Below are 23580 nucleotides of genomic sequence, written 5' to 3' on the forward strand. Positions count from 1 at the left end.
GATCCCGGATTGGGTAGCCGCGGGGCGATCGCGCGGTGGCCCGATCGCGTCAGCGAGCACGCGAAAGACCCCGGCGCCCGCCGTGAGGCGGGGGCCGGGGTCCCGGGCCCCGGAATTCGGCACCCGCAGGCGCCGTTACCGATCAGACGAACTGCACGACCTGCGCCGCGCCGCGGGCCTTGGCGGCCTGCGGGTTCTCGAACTCGGCCAGCAGCTGGGCCTGCTTCGCCTTGGCGAGCGCGACGTGGCGCTCCTTGACGTGGCCGTAGCCGCGGACCTCGTCCGGCAGGCTGGCAAGCTTGACCGCGATCGCGAGCCTGTCGCGATCGAGCTTGGCGCACAGCTGGTCGAGCAGGCGGTCGTAGTCCTCGATCGCCTGGCGCTCCATGCGGCGCTCTTCGGTCTTGCCGAAGATGTCCCATTTGCCGCCGCGCAGGTGCTTCATCTTCGCCAGGTGCCGGAAGGCCTTCAGTACCCAGGGGCCGTACTTCTGCTTGATCGGCTCGCCGGTCTCCGGGTCGCGCTTGGTGAGCAGGGGCGGGGCGAGGTTGTACTCGACGGTGTAGCCGTGCGGGAACTGCGCATCGAGTTCGGCCAGGACGGCCGGGTCGGCGTGCAGGCGGGCGACCTCGTACTCGTCCTTGTACGCCATCAACTTGTAGAAGTGGCGGGCGGTGGCTTCGGCCAGCGCCGAGCTCTCCGGCGCGACGCGCTTCTCGGCTTCCATCACGCGCTTCACCTTGGCCGCGTAGCGGCGGGCGTAGGCGGCGTCCTGGTAGCCGATCAGGTCGGGCACGCGGATCTCGAGCAGGCGCTTGAGCTCACCCGTGGCGCCGACCGAGTCCACGATCTGGCGCGCTTCGGCGGTCAGCGCGGGCAGCTTGGGCGCCTTGGCTTCGTACTTGTGGATCTCGGCGAGGACGTAGTCGAGATCGATCACCGCCATGCGGCCCCACTTGAAGGCGAGCAGGCTCATGTCCACCCCGACGCCGGCCTGCTTGATCGCGGTCTCGAAGGCGGCGGCGCTGATCGGCAGCGCGCCGGCCTGGTAGGCCACGCCGACCATGAACATGTTGGTCGCCATGCTGTCGGCGAACAGGCCCTCGGCCAGCGTCTGCGCGTCGAGATAGACGTTGTCGTTGCGCCGGGTGACGCGGTCGATGCCCTGGATCAGACGGTCGACATTGGGGAACTGCACCGACTTGTCCGACACCATGTAGCCGGTGGGCGCCTGGCCGGTCGACACGATCGCGATCGTGCGCTCGGGGTGACACTTGTCCAGGTTCTTGTTGTCGGTGGCGTTGAGGATGTCGAAGCCCAGGTAGAGGTCGGTGCTGCCGTCCGAGATCTTGTTCGCGCCGTCGAACGGGGTGGCGGTGATCTTGATGTCCGAGATCACCGCGCCGCCCTTCTGCGCCAGGCCGGTCTGGTCCAGACCCACCGCCCACTTGCCGTCGATGCGCGCGGCGTTGGCGATTGTCGCCGCCACGGTCACCGAGCCGGTGCCGCCGATGCCCATGACGTGGGCGCCGAAGTTGTCCGGATCGACCTTGAACACCGGATCCGGCAGCGCGCGCTCGAGCGCGGGCAGGCGGCCCTTCTTCTTTTTCTTCGCCTCGCCGGCCTTGGGGTCGGCCTTGGGCGTGATGGTGAGGAAGGAGGGGCAGAAGCCCTTCACGCACGAGTAGTCCTTGTTGCAGGACGGCTGGTGGATGCGCGTCTTGCGACCGAACTCGGTCTGCACCGGCTCGACCGACATGCAGTTGGACTTCTCGCCGCAGTCGCCGCAGCCTTCGCATACGCGCTCGTTGATCACCATCACCGCCTCGGGCTCCCAGGCCTTGCCGCGGCCACGCTGACGGCGCAGCTCGGCGGCGCACTCCTGGTCGTGGATCAGTACGGTGGTGCCCTCGGTCTCGGCGAGCAGCTTCTGCGCTTCCATGATGCGGTCGCGGTGCCAGACCTCGGTGTTGCCCTCGAGATTGACCGCGTTGTAGCGCGACAGGTCCTCGGTGGTGACGATGATGCGCTTGACGCCGTTGGCGACCAGCTCGGCCACCATCGCACGCACCGGCTCGGCGCCCATGATCTCCTGGCCGCCGGTCATCGAGGTGTGGCTGTTGACCAGGATCTTGAAGGTGATGTTGGTGTTGGTCGCCGCACAGTAGCGCACCGCCAGGCTGCCCGAGTGGGCGTAGGTGCCGTCCCCCATGTTCTGGAAGATGTGCTGCGTGTCGGTGAAGGGCTGCATGCCGATCCACTGCGCACCCTCGGCGCCCATGTGGGTGCCCATCACCACGCCGCGGTTCATCCACATCGCCATCGTGTGGCAGCCGATGCCCGCCGACACGATGCTGCCGTCCGGGGCCTTGGTCGAGGTGCTGTGCGGACAGCCCGAGCAGTACCAGGCGCTGCGCGTGAGCGTGGTCAGCGCGTGGCGGCTGTGGATCTCGTCCAGGCGGCGGATCCAGGCCTCGGCCGACTCGAGCCTGGTCTTGCGCGAAAGGCGGGCGTGCACCGCGCGGGCGATGACGTCCGACTCGAACTCGCCATGGAAGGGCAGCAGGTCGCGGCCTTCCTCGTCGCGCTTGCCGACGATGCGCGGTGCGTTGGCCGTGCCGTAGAGGATCTCCTTGGCGAACAGCTCGATGAAGGGGCGCTTCTCCTCGACGACGAGGATCTCCTCGAGGCCGCGCGCGAAGTCGCGGATGTCGTCCGGCTGCAGCGGGTTGAGCATGCCGATCTTGAGGATGCGCACGCCGGCGCGACGCAGGGCCTCGTCGTCCAGGCCCATCTCCATGAAGGCCTGGCGCAGGTCGTGGTAGGTCTTGCCGGCGGTGATGATGCCCAGCCAGGCGTCGGCGTTGGGGAGCGTGAGCTTGTTGAGGCCGTTCTCGCGTGCGTACTGGCGGGCGAGCTCCTGGCGCGCGTAGTACAGCGTGCGCTCCATGTCGAGCGCGTCCTTGCGCACGTTCATGCCGAGGTTGACCTCGGGGGTGTAGGGGCGGCCGTCGAGCTCGACCACCGGAGTGACGAACTTCAGGCGGTCCGCATCGACGATCGCGCTGCCGCTGCCGTCGGCGACGTTGGTGACGATCTTGAGGCCCGCCCATAGGCCGGAGATGCGCGACAGGTAGTAGCCGTGCAGGCCGAAGTCGAGGATGTCCTGCACGTTGGCCGGGTACAGCGAGGGGATGCCGACGTGGTAGAACATGGCCTCCGACTGGCTGGGCAGCGAGGACGACTTGCAGCTCGGGTCGTCGCCGAAGATGGCGAGCACGCCGCCGTTGCGCAGGGTGCCGGTGTAGTTGGCGTGCTTGAGCACGTCGCCCGAGCGGTCCACGCCGGGTGCCTTGCCGTACCAGGTGCCGACGACGCCATCGAACTTCTGCTTGCCCACCGTGTGCATCATCTGGGTGCCCCAGACGGCGGTGGCGGCGAGGTCCTCATTGAGGCCATCGACGAACTGGATGTTGTGCTGCATCAGCAGCTTCTGCTGCTTGATGAAGTTGGCGTCCAGCATGCCCAGGGGCGAGCCGCGGTAGCCGGAGACGAACATCGCGTTGTTGAGGCCGCGACGACGGTCGAGGCGGATCTGGTCCATCGTCAGGCGCACCAGCGCCTCGATGCCGCCGATGTGGATGATGCCCTCTTCCGCGGTGAATTGCCGGGTCAGGTCCTGTTTGGACGACATCGTGGGTTCCTCTGTGTCTCTGTCGGCGTGGCGCCGGTCTTGGGGCATGGGCCGGCGGTGACGTCCTCGTGCGCCGCCGGCCCGGTTCTGCAACCTGTCCTCGTGTTCAGACGAAGCGTACCGAGCAGTCGCCGATGCCGGCGACGCTCATGTGGAGGTTGTCACCGGCGCTGATCGGTACCATGGCGCCGAGCGCGCCCGACAGCACGATCTCGCCGGCCTTGAGGCCGATCTTCAGGCGGCCGAGGGTGTTCGCCAGCCACACGACGGCATTGACGGGCGAATTCATCGTCGCCGCACCGGCACCCGTGACGACGACCTCGCCGTTCTTCTCCAGCACCATGCCACAGGTGACGAGATCGAGGTCGCGCACGTCGATCAGTCTGGAGCCGAGTACGAGGGCACCGCAGGACGCATTGTCGGCCACGGTGTCCTGGATGCGGATCTTCCAGTCGCGGATACGTGAATCGACGATCTCGATGCAGGCCATCACGCCCTCGGTCGCCCGCAACACATCGGCCGCGGTCACGCCCGGCCCGGTCAGGTCGTGCTTGAGCACGAAGGCGATCTCGCCCTCGGCCTTGGGTTGAATCAGCGACGAGGTCGGGATCGGCTCGCCTGCGCCGTAGACCATCGCGTCGGTGAGCATGCCGAAGTCGGGCTGGTCGACGCTGAGCATGTTCATCACCGCCCTGCTGGTGACGCCGATCTTCTTGCCGACGATGCGCTCGCCCGCCTCGATGCGACGGGCGATCATGCGCTGCTGAATGCGATAGGCATCGTCGATGCCGATTCCGGGATGGCGGTCGGTGAGCGGCGCAATCGGGCTGCGGTCCTGCAGTGCCGCGTAGAGTTCGTCGCCGCAGCGCTGGATCGTGCTTTCGTCCATGTAGGGCTCTCGTCGGACGGTTTCTCGGAGTTCGGCCAGGCTGGCTCAGTGCGCCAGGAAGTCGAGCACCATGCGGTTGAACTTGTCCGCATGCTCCCACTGCGCCCAGTGGCCGCAGCGGTTGAAGATGTGCAACTCGGCATTGGGCATGCCCCAGATCAGGCGCAGGCCGACGTCCATCGGCACGAAGCGGTCGTCGCGGCCCCAGATCACCAGCGTCGGCGCAGCGATCTCGCCCAGGCGCGGGCCCTGGTCGGGGAACTGCTTCGGGTTGGCGGCCAGGCTCTTGACGAAGTTCTCGAGGTGGTCCTTGCGCGCCAGCATGTTGTCCAGTCGTGCCTGGAACAGCTCCTCGGTCATGCTGCTCGGGTCGAAGACGAAGACGTTCATCATCTTCTTCAGGTTCTCGATCGTCGGCTCGCGGTACAGGCCCTGCAGCAGCTTGATGCCTTCGGTGGGCATGGGCACGAACTGGCTCGGGCCGCCGGTGCCGCCGCCCATCAGGATCAGCCTGCCGACGCGGGTCGGATTCGACAGCGCGAAGGCGACCGCGCTATGGCCGCCCATCGAGTTGCCGACGATGTGCACCGTGTCGAGTTGCAGGGCATCGAGCAGGGCCTTGAGGGTCTGGGCATTGAGGTCCGAGCGCGAGCCGGTGCACACGATCGGGTCGCTCTTGCCCCAGCCCAGGCAGTCCATCAGCACCACGCGGTAGCCGGCACCGACGAAGGCGTCGACGTTGCGGTGGAAGTTGGCCCAGCCGGTGGCGCCGGGGCCGGAGCCGTGCAGCATGACGACGGTTTCGGCGCCGCTGCCGCAGTCGTTGTAGTGCACCTGCACGTCGAGCTCATTCACCTTGAGGCGGACGAGGTGGCTGGTGGCGGCTTCGGTCAGGGGGGCGGTCTGAGTGCTCATCGTTGTAGGTCCTGTTGGTGTTGGAGGAGCGGCATGTGTCTGCCGTGGATGGTGGGCGCTCAGCCCTTGTACGGTCCTGCGCCGAGCCCGATCGGTGCCGGAGCGGCGGCCACGAGCCTGGAGAAGATGTGCGCGAAGTCTTCCTCGCCGGCGCGCGCGGAGGCGCGGGTGCCGGAGAGCGGGTCGTCGGCGATGAAGCCGGCGTTGGCGCGCGCCCAGTCCTCGGCGGTGAAGTGCTTGCGGATGAGCGGCAGCACCTCGCGCTCCTCGGTCATCATGTGGGTGCGGTAGAAGGCGGCGTAGTCGTTGAAGGCGGCCTTGAAGGCCTCGAAGTGGGCCGGGTCCTGGGCGTAGCCCTTGACCGCGGCCGCGAGCACCGCGATGCGGGCGTCGGCTTGCGCGTGCTCGGCTTCGAGGCGGTCGAGCGCGGCGTCGGCGTCGTGGGTGCGCGCGCGCAGCGGGCCGAAGAGGAATTCATCCTCCTTGGGGTGGTGGCGCTTCTCGGGGTAGGCGTCCAGGTAGTGCACCATCGCCTCGAGCAGCTTGTGGTCCGGCTGCAGGCGGCCCGCGCCGATCTCGCCGATCATGTGGCGGATGGCGTGGATGATCGCCGCCAGCGACTGGTGTTCGTCCATCAGGATGCGCATCGCGTCCATGGGGGTGTCCTTTTCTGTTGGGTCGGGCTCAGGTCGACAGCATCGCCTGGTGCTTGCCGCCAAAGCCCAGATAGGCCTCGATCACGCGCGGATCGTCGGCCAGTTCGTGCGCCGGGCCCTGCATCGCGATCTGGCCGGTCTCGAGCACGTAGGCGTAGTCGGCCACCTGCAGCGCGGCGCGCGCGTTCTGCTCGACGAGCAGGATGGAGACGCCACGCCGGCGCAGCTCGCTGATGATGCGGAAGATCTCGCGCACGATCAGCGGCGCCAGGCCCAGGCTGGGCTCGTCCAGCATCAGGAGCTTCGGCTTGGCCATCAGCGCGCGGCCCACGGCCAGCATCTGGCGCTCGCCGCCGGACATCGTGCCCGCCTGCTGGTCGCGGCGCTCCTTCAGGCGCGGGAACAGCGCATAGACCTCTTCGAGCGTCTGGCCGTGGTCGCGCTTGCCCGAGCGGTAGCGCTGGAAGGCGCCCAGGATCAGGTTGTCCTCGACGCTCATCTCGCCGAAGAGCTCGCGCTTCTCGGGCACCAGGTTCATGCCGCGCGCCACCATGCGCTCGACCTCGGGCACCACTTCGAGCGTGCCGTCAAAGGCGACCCGCCCCTTGGAGCCGAGCACGCCCATGATCGCCGAGAGCATCGTCGTCTTGCCCGCGCCGTTGGGGCCGATCACGGTCACGATCTGGCCCTCGCCCACGGTGAGGCTGGCGTTGGTGAGCGCCTCGACCTTGCCGTAGGACACGCACAGGTCCTTGACCTCGAGCACCGGGTTCTTTGCGGCCGCATTCGAGGCCGCGGCGCTGGCTTGCGTTTGCTGCTGTGTCATCGCGTTCTCCTCGCTCACTCCACGCCGCCCAGATAGGCCTCGAGCACCGCCGGGTTCTTCTGGATCTCGTCGGGCAGCCCCTCGGCGATCTTCTGGCCGAACTCCATCACCACCACCCGATCCACGAGGTTCATCACGAAGTCCATGTCGTGCTCGACGATCAGCGTGGCCATGCCCTCGGCACGCAGCTTCCTGAGCAGATCGCCCAGCGCCTGCTTCTCCTTGAAGCGCAGGCCGGCCGCCGGCTCGTCGAGCAGCAAGAGGCACGGGTCGGCGCACAGCGCGCGCGCGATCTCGAGGATGCGCTGCTGGCCCAGCGCCAGGCTGCCGGCTTCCTCATACATGTGCTCCTTCAGGCCCACGCGCTCGATCTGGTACGCGGCTTCCTTCAGGATGCGCGCCTCTTCCGCGCGGTCCAGGCGCCAGGCCGAGCTCAGTACGCCCTTGCCGCTTCTGAGGTGCGCGCCGATGGCCACGTTCTCGAGCACGGTCATCGTGGGCAAGAGCTTCACGTGCTGGAAGGTGCGGCTCATGCCCATGCGGGCGATCTCGCGCGAGTCGTGGCCCGCCACCGGCTTGCCCAGGAACAGCACCTCGCCCGAGGTCGGGGTGTCCACGCCCGAGATCTGGTTGAACATCGTGCTCTTGCCCGCGCCGTTGGGGCCGATGAGCGCGAGGATCTCGCCCGCGCGCACCTCCAGGCTCATGTCGTTGTTGGCGACCAGACCGCCGAACTTGCGGGTGACGTTCTTCGCCTCGAGGATCAGCTCGCCCGCCTTGGGCAGCGTGCGCCGCGGCAGGGTCTCGGCGTTCGCATCGATCGTCTTGTGGATGGCGCGCATCGGCACCAGTTTCTTGAGGATCGGCCACAGGCCCTCGCGCGCCCGGTGCAGCACCAGCACCATCAGGAAGCCGAACACGATCATCTCGAAGTTGCCGCTCGCCCCCAGCAAGGTGGGCAGCCAGTCCTGCAGCCACTGCTTGAGCACGGTGATGACGCCGGCGCCGACGATCGCCCCCCACACGTAGCCGGCCCCGCCGACCACCGCCATGAAGAGGTACTCGATGCCGATATGCACGCCGAACGGGGTCGGGTTCACGAAGCGCTGCATGTGCGCGTACAGCCAGCCCGAGGCACAGGCGAGCAGCGCCGCGATCACGAAGATGATCATGCGCGCGCGGCCGGTATCGACGCCCATCGCCTCGGCCATCACCCGGCCGCCCTTCAAGGCGCGGATCGCACGACCCTCGCGCGAGTCGAGCAGGTTGTGGGTGGTGAGCATGGCCACGAGCAGGAAGGCCCAGATCAGGTAGTAGATCTCGCCGCCGTCGTCCAGCGTCCAGCCGAAGAGGCTGATCGCCGGGATGCCGGTGATGCCGGTGTGCCCGCCCAGGCTCGCCATGGTGCCGAAGAGGAAATACAGGCTGATGCCCCAGGCGATCGTGCCCAGCGGCAGGAAGTGGCCCGAGAGCTTGAGTGTGAGCGAGCCGATCAGCACCGCGACCACCGCGGTGAGGATCAGCCCCGCCACCAGCGTGAGCCAGGGCGAGGCCCCCACCCAGGCGATCCACGCCGGCAGATCGGTGGCGGTGGTGAGCGCGGCGGTGGTGTACGCCCCCAGGCCCACGAAGGCGGCCTGGCCGAAGCTGGTGAGGCCCCCCACGCCGGTCAGCAGCACCAGGCCCAGGGCGACCATCGCATACAGGCCGATGTAGTTCAACAGGGTGACGTAGTACGGCGACAGGATCGCCGGCACCGCCAGCAGCAGCGCGAGGAAGGCGCCGAGCACCAGACGGTCGGTTCTCATTCTTCTTCCTCCACGTGGTGGCTACGCAGCGAGCGCCACAGCAGCACGGGAATGATCAGGGTGAACACGATGACTTCCTTGTAGGCGCTGGCCCAGAACGAGGCGAAGGCCTCGAGCAGCCCGACCACGAGCGCGCCGGCCGCGGCCAGCGGGTAGCTCGCCAGGCCGCCGATGATCGCGGCGACGAAGCCCTTCAGGCCGATCAGAAAGCCGGTGTCGTAGTAGATCGTGGTGATCGGGGCGATCAGCACGCCCGAGAGCGCGCCGATGAAGGCGGCCAGGAAGAACGTGAGCTTGCCGGCGAGCGCGGGCGAGATCCCCATCAGCTGCGCGCCGACGCGGTTGATCGCGGTCGCGCGCAGCGCCTTGCCGTAGAGCGTGCGCTCGAAGAACTGGTAGAGCGCCACGATCAGCAGCACCGACACCACCAGCACCCAGATCGTCTGCCCGGAGACCATCAGCGGACCGAGCTCGAGGCTGGCGTCGCTGAAGGACGGCGTCCTCTGGCCTTCGGCCCCGAAGAAGAGCAGCCCGAGGCCGACCATGGCGATATGCACCGCCACCGAGACGATCAACAGGATCAGCACCGGGGCGGAGGCGATCGGCTGGTACATCAGGCGATACATCATCGGCCCCATCGGCACCACGATCGCCAGCGTCAGGATCACCTGCAGCGCCAGCGGCAGCTCGTTGGCCGGCAGCGCCCAGAGCAGCCCGGCGAGCGCCAGCGGGTAGGCCAGGTTCCAGCCCGCCACGCCCGCGGCACGCTGCAGCTGCCCGGCCTTGAGGGCCTTGGCGCCGTCGAGCGCGCTCACCAGCACCCCCATCACCACCAGCAGCCACACCGTGGCCGGTACCGTGCCCGACTGCATCATCGCCAGCGTCAGCGCCCCGTAGGCCACGAACTCGCCCTGCTGGATGAAGATCACCCGCGTGACCGCGAACACCAGCACCAGCGCCAGCGCCAAGAGCGCGTAGATCGCACCGTTGGTGATGCCGTCCTGGCCCAGGATCAGTGCAACAGTTGAATCCATCTCGTCCTCCTTCGCTCCACCCCGCACGCAGCGTGAGGCTGCCCCGCAAGCGCACCCGTGACGGGAGCGGTCTGCGGCGTGTGCAGGGGGAGTGCATGGGAAATGCGCGCCCCTGCCTCCGCCGGCAGGCAGCGCGCATGCGTTGGCGTGCTTACTTGACGAGCGACCACTTGCCGTTGACGACCTCGATCAGCACGACCGCCTTCGGGTCGTAGCCGCCGTGATCCTCGGCGCTCAGGGTGTAGGTGCCGTTGACGCCGACCAGACCCTTGGTGCTCTCGAGCGCCTTGCGGATGCCTTCGCGGAACTCCGGGGTGCCGGGCTTGGCCGTCTTGATGGCTTCCTTCATGGCGTTCTCGAGCAGCAGGCCGGCGTCGTAGGCCGCGCCGGCGAAGGTCGAGCGCGAATCGGCGCCGAGCTTGCCTTCGAGCTGCTGCAGGAAGGCCACGCCGGCGGTCTTGTTGGGGTGGCCGTCGGGCAACTGCTCGGCGACCAGCACCGGTGCGACCGGCAGGCGCGCGCCTTCGACGTTCTTGCCGCCCAGACGCAGGAACTCCTTGTTGGCGACCGCGTGCGACTGGTAGATCGGGCCCTTGTAGCCGCGCTCGCGCAGCGTGGTCTGCGGCAGGGCGGCCGGCGTGCCCGAGCCGCCGACGAAGACCGCGTCCGGACGCGCCGACAGCACCTTCAGCGACTGGCCGGTCACCGACGTGTCGGTGCGGGCGTAGCGCTCGGTGGCGACGATCTTGATGCCGGCGGCCTGGGTGGTCTGGATCAGCGCCTTCAGCAGCAGCTCGCCCCAGGAGTCGGAGAAGCCGATGAAGCCGACGGTCTTGACGCCCTTGGCCTTCATGTCCTCGACCACGCGGCCGACCATGATGTCGGCGGTGGGCTCGATGCGGAAGGCCCAGGCGCGCTTGTCGGCGGCGGGGTCGATCGGGGCGATCGACAGCATCGGCACCTTGGCCTCGTTGGCGACGTCGACCATCGCCATGCCGTTGGTGATCAGGTTGGGGCCGATGATGGCGTCGACCTTGTCCTCGCCGACCAGCTTGCGGGCGTTCTTGACCGCGTTGGTCGGATCGGTGGCGTCGTCCAGCACGATGTAGTTGATCTTCTCGCCGCCGAGGCTGGCGGGCAGGAACTCGATCGCCTTCTTCGTCTCCGCGCCGAGCGAGGCGGCCGGGCCGGTGAGCGAGAACACGACGCCGACGTTGATGTCGGCCAGCGCGGGACCGGCGGACAGGGCGAGGGCGAGGGCGGCGAGTTGCGTCTTGATGCGAAGCTTCATGTTCATCTCCTGGTCTCTCTGGTGTTCAGGATGGTGCGTCGTGAGTCGGTGCTACGTCGGGGTGATGCGGTGTTGCAGGTCAGTTTGCGCTGCCGCTGAGGGCACCGAAGCCGGCGATCCACTCCGGGATCTCGCGGTAGTAGCGTTGCTCCGCCTGCCAGGCGCCCGCGCAGGCGGCGTCCATCGCCGCCACGGCCGCGACCCAGGTCTTGGCCTCGTGCGCCGAGCCGCCGGCGTCGGCGGTGATGTCGGCGTTGCGGTAGGCGTCGATCGAGGCCCAGTCGCGCGCGGCGAGCTGCTCCATCAGCCTGCGGTCCCACTCGGCGTTGAGCGGATGCAGCGTGCTGGTGCCGGCGGTGAAGGCCTCGGCGGCGGCGATCGTGCGCGCCTGGCGAGCGGCGCGGGCTTCCGGCGAGGGGTTGCGGTTGTCGATCAGGCGGGCGATGACCTCCGGGTCGGTCGCGGTCGCCAGTTGCGGCACCGGCGGGTTGTGCGACAGGCCGCCGGAGCCGATGAACAGCGCGCGCTGGCCCTGCGCGCGGGCGAAGCGGCCGACGGCCTCGCCGAGCAGGCGGGCGCGCTGGCAGCTCACCACCGGCGGGGCCACCGAGTTGATGAAGATCGGCACCACCGGGTAGCGGTCGAGCGCGCCGGTGAGCTCTTCGAGCGGCTGGGCGCAGCCGTGGTCGACCTGCATGCGATACGAGAAGCCGAGGTCGATGCCGGCATCGACCACCGCCTGGGCGCAGGCTTCGGCCAGCGTGCGCGGCACGTTCAGCGGCCCGGCCGAGGTCTGATAGTCACCCACCGACTCGGCCGCCATGCCGATGCAGAACTGCGGCATCAGCTCGAGGAAGAAGCCGTTGAGGTGATCCGGCCAGAACAGGTAGATCACCTCCGGATCGAAGGCCTCGACCTCGGCGCGCAGAGTGGCGACCAACCCGGCCACCTCCCTGACGACGGCAGCCTCGGGGTCGAAGTAGCCCTTCAGCGGCGTGTGCGACAGGCATTGGAGCCGAGCGTGCATCAGGCGGCCCCCTTGCCCAGGTTCAGGCCCATCTTGTCGGCGAGCTGCGACAGCAGTTCGTTGATCTTGACCGGGTAGGCGAGGCCGGCGACGAAGCGGTCGGGCCGGATCACCGCGACCGCGCCGGGGTAGCTGCCGAACCACTCCTTGAGGCGCATCTGCTCGTCGCCGACGACGATGGCGTCGGGGCCGATGTCGCGGTCGCGCTGGATCTGCACCACCGGCTTCACCGTGATGATGCGCCCGCCGAGGGCGGCGAGGATGTCGCGGCTCTTCTGGTTGAGCCAGAAACTGGGATCGACGCCCCAGCACACCAGCGCGAAGCCGCTCCCCATGACGTCGTCGAGCAGCTTGACCTCGCCGTCGCGGGTGCGCACCCTGGGCTGGATGAAGAGCTTGCCGACCGGCGAGTTCTTGCCCACGCGCCTGGTCGGCATCACCCGGCCGAGCAGCGGGGTCTTGCGTGCGAGCTGGCAGAGCAGCTGCTTGAAGCCGGGTTCGGTGTTGACCTCGGCCTCGGACACGACCAGGCCGGTCTCGTACCTGGGCATGGGCTTGAAGCGCATCTCGGTGAAGTAGCGCTTGGCCGGCGGCACCAGGTTGAGCGCCCAGGTGGCGAAGTCGCGGGCAGCGACCACCGCCGGGTTGCGCGGCGAGAAGATGCGGCCGGCGGTCACCGACAGGTCGATCATCGCCTTGGCGTGCGGTGGACGCTCGAGCTGGTAGGTGTCGAGCAGCTTCTCGGAGGCGATGCCCTTGACCACGTAGGCGAGCTTCCAGCCCAGGTTGGCAGCGTCGCGCATGCCGGTGTTGTAGCCCTGGCCCTGCCACACCGGCATGATGTGCGCCGCGTCGCCGGCGAGCATCACGCGGCCCACCTTCCAGCGGTCGGCGATGCGCGCGTTGTGGGTATAGACGCGCTTGCGGATGTAGTCCAGGCTGGTGGCATCGACGCCCGGGGGCAGCACCTTGGCCATCAGCATGGCCATGTTGTGCGGCTGGGTCATCTCTTCCTCGCTCTCGTTCTCGAAGATCATGAACTCGAAGCGACGGATCGAGTCGGGCAGCGCGACCGACACGTAGGGACGCGAGGGATCGCAGTGCATGTAGATGTTGGGCACGCCGAGCGGGTCGTTGCGCACGTCCACCACCAGCCACTTGGAGGTGTCGGTGAAGCCGCCGAAGCCGACGTTGAGCGCGGTGCGGATCGGGCTGCGACCGCCATCGCTGCCCACCAGCCAGCGCGTGCGCAGGGTGTAGACCGTGCCGTCGCTGCGCTTGACGTCGAGGCTGACGCCCTCGGCATCCTGATCGAAGCGCAGCACGTCGCTGCCCAGGCGCACATCGACGTTGTCGAAGCGCGCGAGGCCGTCGAGCAGCACGCGGTCGACCAGCGGCTGGTTGAAGGCGTTGCGGCGCGACCAGCCGAACTCGTCGGTGCGCGGCTCGATCGATGCGAAGCAGCGCCCGCTCCTGGTGACGAAGCGCATCCAGTGGTAAGGCGTCAGGTGCGGCAACACCGCCTCGGCCATGCCGATGCCCTGCAGCGTGCGCAGGCATTCGTCGTCCATGCCGACGGCGCGCGGGTAGTCGATCAGCTCGTCGCCGCGCTCGAGCAGGATGGCCTTGATGCCGTGCAGACCGAGCATGCTGGTGAGGGCGAGGCCGACCGGGCCGGCGCCCACGACGACGACGTCGGCATCGAAGCGGTTTTGTTCTTTCATCTTGCGGACTCCTTGTTGTGGGGCGGCGCCGGATCGCCTTGTGGCGGAGGGAGGCGGTGCGGACAATTCGTTGAAGAAGCGTTGTTTATGTCGCGATCAGTTGGACGGAGTCTAGGAATTCACGAGCGACTCAACAAAAACACTTCAACCCCTGTCCACATAGCGCACAACTATGTTTAGAAAGGAGTTTTTTAATGAGGCCTGATTCGGGTGCCGACTACGGCACGGTACGCAGCCTTGCCCGCGGGCTCGAACTCCTGCGCGTGCTGAACCGGCACGACAAGGGGCGCGCCTCGCTTGCGCAGATCGCCGCCGGCACGAGGCTGCACAGGACGACGGTGCGCCGGCTGCTGGAGACGCTGATCGAAGAGGGCTATGTGAAGCGCAGCGTTTCGGACGACCGCTATGTGCTGACCTTGAACGTCCGCGCGCTGTCGGAGGGCTTCAAGGACGAGGAGCGTATCTCGATGGTGTCCGGGCCGGTGCTCGCCCAGTTGCTGCAGCAGGCGCGCTGGCCGTCCGACCTGTGCACGCCTGATGGCGGCTCGATGCTGATCCGCGAGTCGACGCACCGCTTCAGCTCGCTGTCCTTCAACCGTGCGATGGTGGGGGAGCGCCTGCCGATGCTGATGACTGCGGCCGGGCGCGCCTATTTCTGCTACTGCGCCGATGCCGAGCGCGAGGCGCTCCTGGTGCTGCTGCGCCGCGACCCGGTGCAGGCGGCGCTGGCCAATGACGAAAAGTTCATCACCAACCTGCTCGAGCAGACGCGCAGCCGGGGCTACAGCTCGAACGAGGGCGACTGGAGCGCGGAGCGCAAGATCGGCGCGATCGCGGTGCCCGTGTTCCAGGGCGGCAAGGTGATCGCGAGCATCAACGTGATCTACCTCGTGCGCGCGGTCTCGCATGCGGAGGCGGCCACCCGCTACCTGCCGGCGCTGGTCGAGGCCGGGCGCCAGCTGGAAGCGGCGCTGAACGAGCCGGCGGAGTGAGGCGTCTTCCTCTCGCCGGGCTGCGGTCCCGGGGCGTCGAGCCGCCAATGAAGAACGCCCCGGCGCCCGCGGGGCTGCGGGCGTCGGGGCGCGGCTGTGGCGCGAGTTTCGCTCAGACGAAGCGGAACGAAACGCTGCCCAGATCCTGGAAGCGGACGTTGACGTTGTCGCCCTTCTTGACCGGGATTGCCTCGGTGACGCCGCCGGTCATGATGAAGGTGCCGGCCGGGATTTCCTGGCCGCGCTTGCCGAGCTCGTTCGCCATCATCGCGATCGCGACCAGCGGGTTGCCGAGCACGGCAGCGCCGGCGGCCATCGACACGACCTCGCCGTTGATCTCGAGGACCACGCCCAGCGTCGGCAGGTCGAGCTCGCCGAGGTCACGCATGTTGCCGCCGATCACGAAGCGGGCCGACGAGGTGTTGTCGGCGATCACGCTCTTGAGGTCGAACTTGAAGTCGCGATAGCGCGAGTCGATCACTTCAACCGCCGGCAGCACGAAATCGATCGCCGCCATGACGTTGCCGATGTGGCAGCCGGGGCCGCGCAGCGGGGCCTTGGTGACGACGCAGATCTCGGCTTCGACCTTGGGGTGGATGAGTTCGTCGAACTTGATTTCGCCGCCGTCCGGCACCGACATGTAGTCGGCGATGAAGCCGAACACCGGGGTCTCGACGCCCATCTGCTTCATCTTGGCGCGCGAGGTCAGGCCCGCCTTGAGGCCGGCGACCTTGTTGCCGCGGGCGAGCTTGCGGCGCTTGATCTCGTCCTGGATGGCGTAGGCGTCATCCCAGTCCATGTTTGGGTAGTCGTCGGTGATCTTGGTGACATCAAAGGCCTGCAGCTCGGCGTTTTCGAGATGCTCGGCGAGCTTGGCGATGGTGGCCTGGTCGAGGGTGAGTGCCATGTGTGCGGTTTCCTTGTCAGATGAAGCGGACCGACGTGCCACCGAGGCCGCCGACGTTGCAGGTGAGGCTGTCGCCGGCGACGACCGGGACGAGCGGGGATTGCGAACCGGAGAGGATGATCTCGCCGGCCTTGAGGCCGATGCCGAGGCGCCCCAGGGTGTTGGCCAGCCAGGCGATGGCGTTGACCGGCGAGCCCTGCACGGCGGCGCCGGTGGAGGTGCTGATGATGTCGCCGTTCTTGGCGAGCACCATGCCGGCGAGCGCGAGGTCGAGCTGGCGCGGGCTCTTGCGCACGCCGCCGAGCACGAGCACGCCGCAGGAGGCGTTGTCGGCCACGGTGTCCTGGATCTTGATCTTCCAGTCCTTGATGCGCGAATCGACGATCTCGAAGCAGGGCACCACGCAGTCGGTGGCGCGCAGCACGTCGGCCGCGGTCACGCCCGGGCCCATGAGGTCGTTCTTGAGGATGAAGGCCACTTCGGCCTCGGCCTTGGGGGCGATCATCGACGAGGCGACGATCGGCTCGCCTTCGTTGTAGACCATGTTCGACAGCAGCTGACCGAAGTCGGGCTGGTTCACCTTCAGCATGTCCATGACGACCTTGCTGGTCACGCCGATCTTCTTGCCGACCACGGTGTGGCCGTCGTCGAGCTGGCGCTGGATCATGCGCAGCTGGATGGCGTAGGCATCCTCGATGGTGATGTCGCTCTCGCGGTCGGTGAGCGGCGCGACCGGGGTCAGGGTCTTGAGCGCGGTGTAGAGCTCGTCGCCGTAGTGGTTGATCTTGTTCTGGTCCATATCGTGTTCTCGATGATGTGTTCGATGGATGGGAGCCTGCCGGCGCCGCGGGGGAGGGCGTTGCTGCACCCCGTCCGCCGCGGCCGTGTCCGGTATCAGTACTTGATCATCACGTTGCGCAGCTCGGTGTAGAACTCGAGCGAGTGCACACCGCCCTCACGGCCGATGCCCGACTGCTTGGAGCCGCCGAACGGGGTGCGCAGGTCGCGCAGGAACCAGCTGTTGATCCAGCACAGGCCGACTTCGATCGCGTTGGCCATGCGCATGGCGCGGCTGATGTCCTGAGTGTGCACCGAGGTCGCCAGGCCGTAGCGGTTGGCGTTGACCATGTTCAGCACTTCCTCTTCGCTGTCGAAGGGCTGGATGTGGCAGCAGGGCCCGAAGATTTCCTCGGTCACCACGGTCGCGGTCTCGGGGAGACCGGTCCAGATCGTGGGCTGCACCCAGCAGCCGTCCTTCAGCTCGTCCGGCATGTCGGGGATGCCGCCGCCGAAGACGATGTTGGCGCCTTCTTCCTTGGCCTTGGCGTACATGCCGAGCACCTTCTTCTGGTGAATCTTGCTCACCAGCGGGCCGATCTTGGTGTCGGGGTCGAAGGGGCGGCCCGGCTTCATCTTCTCGGCCTGTTCCTTCATTGCGGCGACGACCTTGTCGAAGATCGGGCGCTCGACATACACGCGCTCGGTGCCCAGGCAGACCTGGCCGGCGTTCTCGAAACACGAGCGGGTGAGGGTGGCGATGGTGTTGTCGAAGTCGCAGTCGGCGAACACCACGGCGGCGTTCTTGCCACCGAGCTCCAGCGACACCGGGCGGATGCCGTCGGCGCCGGCCTTCATGATCGCGGTGCCGGTCTTGGTTTCGCCGGTGAAGGTGATGCCGTTGACATCCGGGTGGGCGGTCAGGAAGGCGCCGGCCGAATCGACGCCGAAGCCGTTCACCACGTTGTACACGCCCTTGGGCAGGCCGACCTTGTTCATCACCTCGCCGAGCAGGGTGGCGGTGAGCGGCGTGGCTTCGGAGGGCTTCACGACCACGGTGTTGCCGCAGGCGAGCGCCGGGCCGGCCTTCCAGGTCATCAGCAGCAGCGGCAGGTTCCATGGGCAGACGATCGCGATCACGCCACGCGGGGTGCGCACGCCGTAGCTGCGCGCGGTCTTGCCGTCGGGGGTGCGCATCTCGAAGGACTCGGTCGACACGTTCTTGATGGTGTCGGTGAAGATCTTGAAGTTGGCCGCGCCGCGCGGGATGTCGATGTGCGAGGCGAGGTGGGCCGGCTTGCCGGTGTCGGCGATCTCGGCCTGCAGGAAGTCGTCGAAGCGGCGGTTGATCTCATCGACCACGGCGTCGAGCATGTTGCAGCGCTCGACCACCGAGAGCTTGCCCCAGGGGCCCTTGAGCGCGGCCTTGGCGGCGGCGACGGCGGCGTCGACTTCGGGCTTGCCGGCTTCGTACACCATGCCGATCAGGGAGTTGTCGACCGGGTTGCGGTTCTCGTAGGTCTTGCCGCTGACGTTGGTGACGTACTCGCCGTTAATGAAGTTCTTGATCTCTTTCATGCTCGATGTGTCCTCAGGTGGTGGATCTGGATGCCGGGTGCGGTACGTGTGCCGCCGTATCGTGCCGATGCCTGCTGCTGCCTTTCTCGCATCTGACGCAATCTTGGCTTCAAGGATGAGATTTGTAAAGAATCTCGAGATTTATTTTTCAAGATTCTTCACTGCGCTCGCCTGGCGGGAAACGTGACCTGTCGGTGACGACCCGGCATGCCTGGAGCCCGATCGAGCGCAGTCCCGGAGCATTGCCCCAGATTCAGGTTAGCCGAGATTTCCGGCTTCAAAACGGGGTGTGCAGAAAACGGATATCGATGGTGCAGTAGCTGGATATTGGCGCCGCTGATCGCGCCATAACCTGCGGTCCGTCGTAGCGGCGCGGGCCGCAGTGCGCCACTCATGCCCCTCACGGATACGCGGACGTCCTGAGCTGGGCGGTCGCGCCGACCACGTCGCGCCGGCGCGCCTTGTCGTTCCCGCAGCGCATCACTGCAAGCCCTGTTGCATGCCCGCGGACTGACCGCGAACCTCCAGGCCCGTCTTCCGCTGAAGAGGGAAATCTCGAATTTCCCTTTCAGTCTCCCAGATCCCTTCATTCACCAACTCTTCCAGTAGAGAGGCACAACCTTGAGTTCGAACATTCCGATGGAAAGCCCGGAAATGACGCGCAAGCGGCGCAGCACCGTTTTCTGGGTGATCGCCCTGGCCTTTGTCGGCCTGGTTTTCGATGGCTACGACCTCGTCGTCTACGGCGCCGTCCTCCCCGGCTTCATGGGGCCGGACGCCGCCAAGTGGATCGGCGACCGCGCGCTGACGCCGCAGGAGGCCGGGATGCTGGGCTCCTACGCGATGATCGGCATGATGCTCGGCGCGCTCGTCGCCGGTACCCTGGGCGACCTCATCGGCCGCCGCAAGGTGATGATCGCCTCCATCGCCTGGTTCTCGATCGGCATGGCGGTGTCGGCCATGACCGAGACGGTCACCGCCTTCGGCATCTGGCGCTTCATCACTGGCCTGGGTGTCGGCGCGCTGGCCGGCACCACGGGTGCGATGGCGGCCGAGTTCGCCCCCCCGGGCAAGAAGAACCTGGCCACCGCCTTCACCTATGCGGGCATTCCGCTGGGTTCGCTGCTGTCGGCCCTGCTGGCGATCTTCCTGCTGCCGATCATCGGCTGGCGCGGCATGTTCCTGCTCGGCGCGCTGCCGCTGGTGACCCTGCTGCCGCTGGCGATCTGGAAGCTGCCCGAGTCGGTGGCCTGGCTGGCCGCGCGCGGCCGCCTGGACGAAGCCCGCAAGGTGTCCGAGCGCACCGGCGTGCCCATTCCCGAGGCCGAGATCAAGCCGCAGCAGAGCGCGGCCGCCCATGCCTCGGATGCGCGTGCGGGCTGGGCCGGTCTGTTCACCGTGTATCTCGTGCCGGCCATCGTCATCGGCTTCGTCTCGGCCTTCTGCCTGCTGCTGGTCTATTCGCTGAACACCTGGCTGCCGAAGATCATGCTGCCGATCATGGGCCAGAACGGCTCGCTGGCACTGCTGCTGGTGCTCAACGCCGGCGCGATGGTGGGTACCCTGTACGGCTCAACCCTCGCCGACAAGCACAGCCCGCAGCGCATCGTCGCGCTCGGCTTCCTGGTCGGCGCGCTCGCCATGGGTGCCATCGGCCTGCTCGCCGCCACCATCGACGTGCCGGCGGTCGCCAAGGCCGGCGAAGTGCAGCAGCTCGCAGAGGTCAGCGGGGTCGTCGTGGCCCTGCTGCTGCTCACGATCGCGATCACCGGCCTGGGCACCTCGGGCACGCAGACCCTGATCTACGGCCTCGCCGCCAACTACTACCGCACCAACGTTCGTGGCGCGGGGGTCGCCTGGACGGCTGCCTTCGGCCGCATCGGCGGCATCTTCGGCCCGATCTTCGGCGCCTTCCTGGCGGTCAAGTTCGCCGGCGAACTGCACAGCATCTTCTACGTGCTGGGTGGCATCAGCCTCATCGGCCTGGTCCTCACCCTGATCATTCCGAAGAGCAAGGCCGCGACGGTCGCCCAGGCGGTGGCGCCGACCACCGCGCCGGCCGCTGCCGTGGCCGCAGGCAAGTCCCGCCTCTACGGCACCATCATGGCGGTGGTCGATCACACCGGAAACACGCTGACCCGCGCCCGCGTGTCCGAGTTCGTGTCGCTGACCGGCTCCAAGGTCCATCTGGTGTATCTGGCGCCGGAGCACGTCCTGTCCGCCGAAGTCGGCCAGACCGACAAGGCGATCGATCCGAAGCACGTGGCGAACCTGCAAGAGTACGTAAACGAGGTCAACGCGCAGGGCGTCCCGGCCGAGGGTCAGATCCTGACCGCGACGCTGTTCGGCCGCGGCCGGGCGGTGGTCGATCTCGCCGAGCAGCTGCGCTGCGATCTGATCATCCTCAATACCGAGGAGGGCGGTCAGCGTGCCAAGGCCGAGCTCGCGCAGGAGGTGGCGCGGCAGAACCCGAAGATGGCCGTGCTGATCGCGCGCTCGACGCAGCAATAAGCGCGCGCTTCACGACGCCCGTCCCGATCGTCACGGTTCGGACGGGTTCCTTGCGGCAGGCGCGCCGGCGGCAGCGTTTCGCTACACGTGGTGACAAATGCCGCTTTTGTTGCAGAGGCGTTGCAGTACCATTGCGCACCCCGTGAGAGCGTCCGGTCGTGGATCGCTCCGGGGTTTGTTTCTGCGGGGACTGCATGGGCGTCGGAAAACTGCTCAGATTCCTGGCCATCCTGGCCGGCTGTCTGCTGTACGCGATTCCCCGCTGGCTGCACGAAGAGTTCGGCCGGGTCAGCATCGACCAGGTGCTCTACCACCTGCGCTTCGGCGCCGAAGGGGTGCTGACCAGCGACCCCGAGATCATCGACCGCTTCCTCTGGCGCGGGCTGGCGTTGCCGCTCGTGCTGGCGCTGTGCCTGTGGGGGCTGGACGCCTGGGTGCGCTACCTGCGCGGCCACCCCGAGGCCTGGCCGCGGCCATGGCTGCGTCTCGCCTGGCAGCGCTTGCTGTCGATGCTGCGCCACGCCGCACACCACACCCTGCCGCGCATCGTACCGCTGGTGGTTCTGGGCGCCGGCGTCGCCTTCTTCGTCGATAGCTTTTCGGTTGCGCGCTATGTGCGCGGCTATTTCGGCGAGGACTACTTCGCCGACGCCTATGTGGACCCTGCGGGCATCACCCTCGAGCGGGGACGCAAGCCGCCGAAGAACCTGGTGCTGATCTACGTCGAGAGCCTGGAGAACACCTATTCCGATCCGGCACTCTTCGGTCGCGACCTGCTTCAGCGGCTCAACGCGTTCAAGGCCTTGCCGGGCGTGGTGTCCTTCGACAGCTATCGTGAGCTCATGGGGGCGCACTTCACCATTGCCAGCCTGGTGTCCACCCAGTGCGGGCTGCCGCTGAAGTCGGTGGCGATGTTCAGTGGCAACGACGTCGGCGAGAAGGTCGAACGCTACCTGCCGGGCGCGCGCTGCCTCGGCGACATCCTCGCCGACCACGGCTATCGCAACGTCTTCCTCAACGGCTCGAGTCTCGCCTTCGCCGGTGTCGGCAAGTTCTTCCGCGACCATCGCTACAGCCGGGTGATGGGGCGCGAGGAGTGGATCGCCGCGGGCGAGCCGCCGGCAGGCATGAGCGGTTGGGGCCTGCGCGACGACGACCTGTTCCGCCGCGCGCGCGTCGAGCTCGATCAGCTCATGAAGACGCGCAAGCCCTTCAACCTCACCGTGCTCACCGTCGACACCCATCACCCTTACGGGCATCTCTCGCCCGAGTGCGCGCGCCGCGGTCATCAGGATTTCGAGGGCATCGTCGAGTGCACGGCCGACTTGGTGGCCGAGTTCGTCGAGTACATCATCGCCCGCGGCTGGCTCGACCGCGTCGCGATCGTGGTGCAGGGCGATCACCTCGCCATGGGCAACACCTCCTACGACAAGCTGGTGACCAACCCCGAGCGCCGGGTGTTCAACCTGCTCATCAACGACGATCCCAAGCTCAAGGCCAACACGCGCGAGATCACGCACTTCGACATGCTGCCCACCCTCCTCGACCTCATCGGCCTGCACGTGAAGGACGGGCGGGCGGGGCTGGGCTATTCGGCGATCGGCCCGGTGCGCGCGCCACGGGCGCCCGACCACGTGGACCGCATGGCCGAGAAGCTGCTCGACTACAGCGCCACCTATCGCGCGCTGTGGGAGCCCATGCCGGCGCCGCCCGCCGAGGGCGCTGCGGCCTTGCGTGTCGGCACCCCGCCCGACGCGCCCGCGGCCCCGCCGCCCGCACTGTTGCGCTGACGCGCCGGCGCCCGCGGCGGGCCACGATCAGCGCTTGCGCGCGCGCTGATCATGCAGGGCGTCCGAGGGTACATGCACCGCCCTGGTGCGGGCCTGCGCGTGCGCACCGCGATGGTGCGGCGCGTGCGCGCGTGCGATCGCTTCCGCGCGCCGCGCGCCTGCCGCAGCGTGCCGCGGGCGCGCCCGCGCCACTGGAAAGCGTCGGCGAATCAGCCGGATGAGTTCGCCGGCGCAAGGGCTGGCCCGAGCCTTGCTTTGCGCTGTCGCATGAACGCGGTCACCGAGCCCCTCATCCCCGATCTTGATTCCGCCGCCCGCACCGGCTGGCCGGCCGAGCTGCGCCTGCGCTTCGAGCGCCGCGGCGGACGCAGCGTGCTCGTCGAGCGTGCGCACCGCGGTCCGCTGGTGGTGCAGAAGCCGCTGTATCCCGAGGGTGACGCGGTCTGCCACGTGATCCTGGTGCATCCGCCTGCGGGGATCGCCGGTGGCGACCGCCTGGCGCTGACGCTCGAGCTCGGCCCGTGCGCCCACGTGCTGCTCACCACCCCGGGTGCGGGAAAGTGGTACCGCAGCGCAGGCGCGCATGGCCGCCTCACTCAGCAACTGCGGCTGGCAGATGGGGCGGTGTGCGAGTTCCTGCCGCAGGAGAGCATCGTCCATGACGCCGCGCTCGGCGAACTCGACACCGAGGTCGCGCTCGCCGGATCGGCGGTCTTCGTCGGTGCCGAGATGATCTGTCTCGGCCGCACCGGCGCGGGCGAGCGTTTCGCGCGCGGAGAGCTCGCCCTGCGCACGCGGATCACGCGCGATGGCCGCCCGCTGTGGCTGGAGCGTGGCGTGCTGGGCGGCGGCAGTGCGCTGCTCGAGGCCGCGCCGGGCCTGCAGGGCCAGCCGGTGAGCGCGAGCCTGCTGGTTGCGGCGCCGGCCTGCGATGCTGCGCTGCTCGAGGCCTGGCGCGCGATTGCGCCGCCGGCCGGCAGCGGCGCGGTGACCTTGCTGCCCGGCCTGCTGGTAGCGCGCTGGCTGGGACCGGCCTGCGAGCCCGGGCGGGCGTGGCTGACGCAGCTGTGGGCTGCGGCGCGGCCGGTGGTGGCGGGGCGGTCGATGCAGCGGCCGCGCATCTGGAGTACCTGAGGGGCTGCATGAGCTGTGCCGCAGCGC

17 protein-coding genes are annotated in these 23580 nt (G+C 67.9%); 4 read left to right on the forward strand and 13 right to left on the reverse strand.

The window, feature by feature from the left end; translation table 11 throughout:
- Window positions 1–142: 142 nt before the first annotated feature.
- The 10 genes from AAG895_RS02465 to AAG895_RS02510 form a co-directional block, all read right to left on the reverse strand.
- The gene (locus tag AAG895_RS02465; RefSeq protein WP_345793985.1) at window positions 143–3694 is read right to left on the reverse strand and encodes an indolepyruvate ferredoxin oxidoreductase family protein; all 3552 of its coding nucleotides are present in this window, start codon (window positions 3692–3694) and stop codon (window positions 143–145) included.
- 106 nt (window positions 3695–3800) lie between these two features.
- Entirely contained in the window at window positions 3801–4583 is a 783-nt protein-coding gene (gene dmpE / locus AAG895_RS02470) for a 2-oxopent-4-enoate hydratase (RefSeq protein ID WP_345793986.1), read from the reverse strand.
- 45 nt (window positions 4584–4628) lie between these two features.
- A complete protein-coding gene (locus AAG895_RS02475; RefSeq protein WP_345793987.1) occupies window positions 4629–5498 on the reverse strand; it encodes an alpha/beta fold hydrolase in 870 nt (289 codons plus the stop codon).
- A 59-nt stretch (window positions 5499–5557) separates the two neighbouring features.
- Window positions 5558–6154, reverse strand: a complete 597-nt coding sequence (locus tag AAG895_RS02480) for a hemerythrin domain-containing protein (RefSeq protein ID WP_345793988.1) — start codon at window positions 6152–6154, stop codon at window positions 5558–5560.
- Between the two features lie 28 nt (window positions 6155–6182).
- Window positions 6183–6980 carry an ABC transporter ATP-binding protein gene (locus AAG895_RS02485; RefSeq protein ID WP_345793357.1) on the reverse strand — a complete coding sequence of 266 codons (798 nt, stop codon included), beginning with the start codon at window positions 6978–6980 and terminating at the stop codon, window positions 6183–6185.
- Between the two features lie 14 nt (window positions 6981–6994).
- Window positions 6995–8788, reverse strand: a complete 1794-nt coding sequence (locus tag AAG895_RS02490) for a branched-chain amino acid ABC transporter ATP-binding protein/permease (RefSeq protein ID WP_345793356.1) — start codon at window positions 8786–8788, stop codon at window positions 6995–6997.
- Complete coding sequence (locus tag AAG895_RS02495; RefSeq protein ID WP_345793989.1) at window positions 8785–9822, reverse strand: branched-chain amino acid ABC transporter permease; 1038 nt, start codon at window positions 9820–9822, stop codon at window positions 8785–8787. Before AAG895_RS02495 ends, AAG895_RS02490 begins: the two co-directional genes overlap by 4 nt.
- Window positions 9823–9973: 151 nt before the next feature.
- Window positions 9974–11113, reverse strand: coding sequence for an ABC transporter substrate-binding protein (locus AAG895_RS02500; RefSeq protein WP_345793990.1), 1140 nt, complete (start codon window positions 11111–11113; stop codon window positions 9974–9976).
- A gap of 79 nt (window positions 11114–11192) precedes the next feature.
- Complete coding sequence (locus tag AAG895_RS02505) at window positions 11193–12140, reverse strand: 3-carboxyethylcatechol 2,3-dioxygenase (protein ID WP_345793991.1); 948 nt, start codon at window positions 12138–12140, stop codon at window positions 11193–11195.
- Window positions 12140–13864, reverse strand: a complete 1725-nt coding sequence (locus AAG895_RS02510) for a bifunctional 3-(3-hydroxy-phenyl)propionate/3-hydroxycinnamic acid hydroxylase (RefSeq protein ID WP_345793992.1) — start codon at window positions 13862–13864, stop codon at window positions 12140–12142. Before AAG895_RS02510 ends, AAG895_RS02505 begins: the two co-directional genes overlap by 1 nt.
- A 194-nt stretch (window positions 13865–14058) precedes the next feature.
- On the opposite strand from AAG895_RS02510, the gene AAG895_RS02515 reads away from it, so the two are divergent.
- On the forward strand, window positions 14059–14856 hold the full coding sequence (locus AAG895_RS02515) for a DNA-binding transcriptional regulator (RefSeq protein WP_345793993.1): 798 nt from the start codon (window positions 14059–14061) through the stop codon (window positions 14854–14856).
- A gap of 112 nt (window positions 14857–14968) precedes the next feature.
- Here the strand turns inward: AAG895_RS02515 and dmpH are convergent, their stop codons facing one another.
- From dmpH to AAG895_RS02530, 3 genes are all read right to left on the reverse strand, one after another.
- Entirely contained in the window at window positions 14969–15763 is a 795-nt protein-coding gene (gene dmpH, locus AAG895_RS02520; protein WP_345793994.1) for a 2-oxo-3-hexenedioate decarboxylase, read from the reverse strand.
- Between the two features lie 16 nt (window positions 15764–15779).
- Entirely contained in the window at window positions 15780–16562 is a 783-nt protein-coding gene (gene dmpE, locus AAG895_RS02525; protein WP_345793995.1) for a 2-oxopent-4-enoate hydratase, read from the reverse strand.
- A 95-nt stretch (window positions 16563–16657) separates the two neighbouring features.
- Window positions 16658–18118, reverse strand: coding sequence for a 2-hydroxymuconic semialdehyde dehydrogenase (locus tag AAG895_RS02530; RefSeq protein WP_345793996.1), 1461 nt, complete (start codon window positions 18116–18118; stop codon window positions 16658–16660).
- Window positions 18119–18757: 639 nt separating this feature from the next.
- Between AAG895_RS02530 and AAG895_RS02535 the strand changes: the two genes are divergently transcribed.
- The 3 genes from AAG895_RS02535 (at window position 18758) to AAG895_RS02545 (ending at window position 23553) form a co-directional block, all read left to right on the forward strand.
- Window positions 18758–20629, forward strand: coding sequence for an MFS transporter (locus tag AAG895_RS02535; RefSeq protein WP_345793997.1), 1872 nt, complete (start codon window positions 18758–18760; stop codon window positions 20627–20629).
- A gap of 194 nt (window positions 20630–20823) precedes the next feature.
- A complete protein-coding gene (locus AAG895_RS02540; protein WP_345793998.1) occupies window positions 20824–22419 on the forward strand; it encodes a sulfatase-like hydrolase/transferase in 1596 nt (531 codons plus the stop codon).
- Window positions 22420–22686: 267 nt separating this feature from the next.
- A complete protein-coding gene (locus AAG895_RS02545; RefSeq protein ID WP_345793999.1) occupies window positions 22687–23553 on the forward strand; it encodes an urease accessory protein UreD in 867 nt (288 codons plus the stop codon).
- Window positions 23554–23580 lie beyond the last annotated feature (27 nt).

This window comes from Thauera sp. JM12B12 (assembly GCF_039614725.1).
GTDB lineage: Bacteria > Pseudomonadota > Gammaproteobacteria > Burkholderiales > Rhodocyclaceae > Thauera.